We start from the raw sequence: 5,704 nt of genomic DNA on the forward strand, positions 1-5,704 counted from the left end.
CGCGACGAGCCCCCACCGGCCGGCAGCCGAGGAACCGGCCCGTTTTTTGGGGGCGCGGGGAACTGCGCGACGAGCCCCCACCGGCCGGCAGCCGAAGAGCGGCCGGCTTTTTGGGGGCGCGAGGAACTTCGCGGCCAGCCCCCACCGGGCCGCAGGTGACGGACAGGCCCGTTTCGAGGGGCGCGGGCAACGCGAAAGGTGCCCCCGTCCGGTGGACCGGACAGGGGCACCTCGTCGTGCCTGCGGGAGCGGCGGAGCCTACAGGCCGAGCTCGACCTCGAACTCGCCCGCCTCAAGGATCGCCTTGACCGCGGTCAGGTAACGCGCCGCGTCGGCCCCGTCCACCAGCCGGTGGTCGTAGGAGAGAGTCAGGTACGTCATGTCACGCACACCGATGACCGTACCCTCGTCCGTCTCGATGACCGCCGGCCGCTTGACCGTCGCACCGATCCCCAGGATCGCGACCTGGTTCGGCGGCACGATGATCGTGTCGAACAGCGCGCCACGCGACCCGGTGTTGCTGATCGTGAAGGTCGCCCCGGACAGCTCGTCCGGAGTGATCTTGTTCGCCCGGACCTTGCCCGCGAGCTCGGCGGTGGCCTTGGCGATACCGGCGATGTTGAGATCCCCCGCGTGCTTGATGACCGGAGTCATCAGGCCCTTCTCGGAGTCCACCGCGATACCGACGTTCTCGGTGTCGAAGTAGGTGATCGTGCCCTCGTCGACGTTGATCCGGGCGTTGACGGCCGGGTGGGCCTTCAGCGCCTGGGCCGCCGCCTTCACGAAGAACGGCATCGGGGAGAGCTTGACGCTCTCACGCGCCGCGAAGGAGTCCTTCGCCTGCGCGCGGAGCTTCATCAGCCGGGTGATGTCGACCTCGACGACCGAGGACAGCTGGGCCTGCTCGTGCAGGGCCTTCACCATGTTGTCGCCGATGACCTTGCGGATGCGGGGCATCTTCACGGTCTGGCCGCGCAGCGGAGAGGCCTCCAGCGTCGGCGCCTTCTTGCCGGCGCTCGGCGCGGCCGGGGCGGCGGCCGGAGCCGGAGCCGCGGCAGCGGCCTTCGCGGCCTCGGCGGCGGCGATGACGTCCTGCTTGCGGATACGGCCGCCGACGCCGGTGCCCTTGACGGTGGACAGGTCGACGCTGTTCTCGGCGGCGAGCTTGCGCACCAGCGGGGTCACGTACGCGCCGTCGTCACCGGAGGGCGCGGCGGGCGCCGCGGCCGGGGTGACAGGAGCCGCGGCGGGCGCGGGAGCCGGTACCGGCGCGGCCGGAGCCGGGTCGGGGGCCGGGGTGGTCTGCTGCTGCGGCGCGGGAGCCGAGGGCGCCTGCGGAGCCGGAGCGGCAGGTGCGGCCGGCGCCGGGGCGGCGGGAGCTGCCGGAGCGGGCGCCGGGGCAGCGGCGGCGGGCGCCGGAGCCGGGGCGGCCGGAGCGGGCGCCGCGGCCGGAGCCGCGCCGGGAGCGCCGATGACGGCCAGCTTCGCGCCGACCTCAGCGGTCTCGTCCTCGCCGACCACGATTTCGAGCAGCACACCGGAGGTAGGCGCCGGAATCTCGGTGTCGACCTTGTCCGTGGAGACCTCAAGCAGCGGCTCGTCGGCCTCGACGGACTCGCCGACCTCCTTGAGCCAGCGGGTGACGGTGCCCTCGGTGACCGACTCGCCCAGTGCCGGAAGCACCACGTCGGTGCCCTCGGCACCGCTGCCGCCGGCAGCGGCCTCGGCGGTCGGGGCCGGCGCCGGAGCGGCGGCCTCGGTGGACGGGGTGGCCTGCGGGGCCGGCTCCGGAGCCGCGGCGGGCTCGGGAGCGGGGGCGGCCGCGGGCTCGGCGGCCGGGGCGGACTCGGCGGCGGGCGCGCCCGAGCCGTCGTCGATGACGGCCAGTTCGGCGCCGACCTCGACCGTCTCGTCCTCGGCGACCTTGATGGAGGCGAGCACACCGGCGGCAGGGGAGGGGATCTCGGTGTCGACCTTGTCGGTCGACACTTCGAGCAGCGGCTCGTCGGCCTCTACGCGCTCACCCTCGGCCTTCAGCCAGCGGGTGACAGTGCCCTCGGTGACGCTCTCGCCGAGCGCCGGAAGGGTTACGGAAACCGCCATGGTTTCGGTTGCTCCTTACGAATTGCGGAAGTCTGTGTCGTCGCGTCGTGTGGTGACCGAGGGTCGGTCAGTCGTGCGAGTGCAGCGGCTTGCCCGCCAGGGCGAGGTGGGCCTCACCCATGGCCTCGTTCTGCGTCGGGTGGGCGTGGATGAGCTGCGCCACCTCGGCGGGCAGCGCCTCCCAGTTGTAGATCAGCTGGGCTTCGCCCACCTGCTCGCCCATGCGGTCGCCGACCATGTGGACGCCGACCACGGCACCGTCCTTGACCTGGACGAGCTTGATCTCGCCCGCGGTCTTGAGGATCTTGCTCTTGCCGTTGCCCGCGAGGTTGTACTTCAGAGCGACGACCTTGTCCGCACCGTAGATCTCCTTGGCCTTGGCCTCGGTGATGCCCACGGAGGCGACCTCCGGGTGGCAGTACGTCACCCGGGGCACGCCGTCGTAGTCGATCGGGACGGTCTTGAGACCGGCCAGACGCTCCGCCACCAGGATGCCCTCGGCGAAGCCGACGTGCGCGAGCTGGAGCGTCGGGACGAGGTCACCCACGGCCGAGATGGTCGGCACGTTGGTGCGCATGTACTCGTCGACCAGGACGTAACCGCGGTCCGTCGCGACGCCCTGCTCCTCGTAGCCGAGACCGGCGGAGACCGGGCCGCGGCCGATGGCGACCAGGAGGATCTCCGCCTCGAAGGTCTTGCCGTCGGCGAGGGTCACGCGGACGCCGTCCTGCGTGTACTCGGCCTTGTCGAAGAACGTGCCGAGGTTGAACTTGATGCCGCGCTTGCGGAACGCGCGCTCAAGAAGCTTGGAGCTGTTCTCGTCCTCGACCGGGACGAGGTGCTTGAGGCCCTCGATCACGGTGACGTCGGTGCCGAAGGACTTCCACGCCGAGGCGAACTCGACGCCGATGACACCGCCGCCCAGCACGATCGCGGACTGCGGTACGCGGTCCAGCGTCAGCGCGTGGTCGGAGGAGATGATGCGGTTGCCGTCGATGTCCAGGCCCGGCAGCGACTTCGGCACGGAGCCGGTCGCCAGGAGCACGTGACGGCCTTCCACGCGGCGCCCGCCGACGTCCACGGAGGTGGCGGACGACAGACGTCCCTCACCCTCGATGTACGTCACCTTGCGGGAGGCCACGAGGCCCTGCAGGCCCTTGTACAGGCCGCTGATCACGTCGTCCTTGTACTTGTGGACGGCGGCGATGTCGATGCCCTCGAAGGTGGCCTTGACACCGAACTGCTCGCTCTCGCGTGCCTGGTCGGCGATCTCGCCGGCATGCAGCAGGGCCTTGGTGGGAATGCAGCCGTTGTGCAGGCAGGTGCCGCCGAGCTTGTTCTTCTCGATCAGGGCGACGTCCAGGCCCAACTGCGCTCCGCGCAGCGCCGCGGCGTAGCCGCCGCTACCACCGCCGAGGATCACTAGGTCGAAAACGGTGCTGGCGTCGTTCGCCACGTCACGTCCTCCATGCATGTGCGCCGGCGCCGGTCTTCAGTGACCGGGCGGCGGCTGGTGTGGCCGCTCTTTCTTCGGCCCTGAGGTGGGCCCTGTCCTGCCGAGAACCCATCTTCGCACTTGTCGACGACAGGCGGGACGCCGGGCTGCGCTGTGGGACGTCTGATCGATCACACGCAGCCGCATTCGTCGCTGCGCGCGAGGCCCCGCGCCCTCAAGGGGCGCGGGGAACCGCGCGATCGGCCCCACCGGCCCGCACGCGCCGTACGACGGGCGGGCCCGGGCCGTCGGGCGTGCGTCAGCCCAGGTCGCCGACGGCAGTCAGCTCGGCCAGCCGCACCAGCGTACGCACGGCGGACCCCGTACCACCCTTGGGCGTGTACCCGAACGGCCCCTGCTCGTTGAACGCGGGCCCGGCGATGTCCAGGTGCGCCCACGTGATGCCCTCGCCCACGAACTCCTTCAGGAAGAGCCCGGCCACCAGACCGCCGCCGTAGCGCTCGCCCATGTTGGCGATGTCGGCGGTCGGGGAGTCCATCCCCTTCTTCAGGTGGTCCGGCAGCGGCATCGGCCACGCGGCCTCGCCGACCTCCTCGGCGGCCTCGTGCACCGCGGAGCGGAACGCGTCGTCGTTCGCCATGATCCCGAACGTACGGTTGCCGAGCGCCAGCATCATCGCGCCGGTCAGCGTCGCCACGTCGACGATCGCGTCGGGCTTCTCCTCGGACGCCTTGGCGAGTGCGTCGGCGAGCACGAGCCGGCCCTCGGCGTCGGTGTTGAGGACCTCGACGGTCTTGCCGCTGTACATGCGCAGCACGTCGCCCGGACGGGTGGCGGAGCCGGAGGGCATGTTCTCGGCCAGCGCGAGCCAGCCGGTCACGTTGACCTCAAGGCCCAGCCGCGCGGCGGCGACGACGGCGGCGAAGACCGCCGCCGCACCGCTCATGTCGCACTTCATCGTCTCGTTGTGCCCGGCGGGCTTGAGCGAGATGCCGCCCGAGTCGTACGTGATGCCCTTGCCGATGAAGGCGAGGTGCTTCTTCGCCTTGGACGAGGTGTACGAGAGCTTCACCAGCCGGGGCGCGGACGCGGAACCGGCGCCGACGCCGAGGATGCCGCCGTAGCCGCCCTTGGCGAGCGCCTTCTCGTCGAGCACCTGCACCTTGATGCCGTGCTCCTTGGCCGCGGCCTGCGCGACAGCGGCGAAGGCCTCCGGGTTCAGGTCGTTCGGCGGGGTGTTGATGAGGTCGCGGGCGCGGTTCAGCTCCTCGGACACGGCCGTGGCGCGCTCGATCGCCGCCTTGAACGCCTTGTCGCGGGCCTTGCCGCCGAGCAGCGTGGCCTCGCCGAGCGGGCCCTTGCCGTTCTTGGAGCCGTTCCCGTCCTTGGCGGCCGCCTTGTAGGCGTCGAAGGAGTACGAGCCCAGCAGCACGCCCTCGCCGATGGCGCCCGCGTCGGCGGCGTCCGAGACCGGCAGCGCGAACGCGGCCTTCTTGGTGCCCGCCAGAGCGCGGGCGGCGACGCCGGCGGCGCGGCGCAGCGTCTCCGCGGAGAAGGAGCCGTCCTTCTCCGGGAGGGCACCGAGGCCGACCGCCACGACGAGCGGTGCCTTGAAGCCGGAAGGTGCCGGCAGCTTCGTCACCTCGCCCTCGCCGCCCGAGGCGCCGAGGGTCTCCAGAACGCCGGCGAGCCTGCCGTCGTACGCCTTGTCCACGGCTTCGGCGCCCGGTGCGACCACCAGGTCCCCGGACTTGGACCCGGTGACCTTGGCGACACCGACGACGATCGCGTCGGTGCGCAGACCGGGCGCCGCGGCGGTGCTGAGAGTGAGAGCAGTCACGGTGGTGAAATCTCGCTTCCGTTGAGTTCTGGGGCCGGCGGGGGTGTGGTCGGCCGGGGCGTTCGGTTTCTCGCCCCCGAGCCTACGCGCGCCACCGACTTCCGCTCCTACCAGAGGGGTCTCCGCCCCCGCCGCCCCTACCCTTCCCGTCACTGCATGGGGGCTGCGCCCCCTCGCCCCCTGATCGCGCTCCGCGCTCGTCCTCAAACGCCGGACGGGCTGAGAGTTGCGGCTGCGCCGACATCTCTCAGCCCGCCCGCGATGTATTCAGCCCGTCCGGCGTTTGAGGACCGGGGGTTCGGGGG

At 71.6% G+C, this 5,704-nt stretch carries 3 protein-coding genes; all 3 read right to left on the bottom strand.

Annotated features, from left to right (window positions below):
• Positions 1–258 precede the first annotated feature (258 nt).
• Positions 259–2,103 carry a 2-oxoglutarate dehydrogenase, E2 component, dihydrolipoamide succinyltransferase gene (gene sucB, locus ACFWGJ_RS41020; RefSeq protein ID WP_387334057.1) on the bottom strand — a complete coding sequence of 615 codons (1,845 nt, stop codon included), beginning with the start codon at positions 2,101–2,103 and terminating at the stop codon, positions 259–261.
• Between the two features lie 67 nt (positions 2,104–2,170).
• Positions 2,171–3,559, bottom strand: coding sequence for a dihydrolipoyl dehydrogenase (gene lpdA / locus ACFWGJ_RS41025; protein ID WP_107018272.1), 1,389 nt, complete (start codon positions 3,557–3,559; stop codon positions 2,171–2,173).
• Between the two features lie 298 nt (positions 3,560–3,857).
• Entirely contained in the window at positions 3,858–5,399 is a 1,542-nt protein-coding gene (locus ACFWGJ_RS41030) for a leucyl aminopeptidase (RefSeq protein ID WP_387334058.1), read from the bottom strand.
• Positions 5,400–5,704: the final 305 nt, after the last annotated feature.

It is taken from the genome of Streptomyces sp. NPDC060205 (genome assembly GCF_042728395.1).
GTDB lineage: Bacteria > Actinomycetota > Actinomycetes > Streptomycetales > Streptomycetaceae > Streptomyces.

Excerpts from the sequence above, each read along its gene's own strand:
- sucB (WP_387334057.1), bottom strand. The coding sequence starts at position 2,103 with ATGGCGGTTTCCGTAACCCTTCCGGCGCTCGGCGAGAGCGTCACCGAG.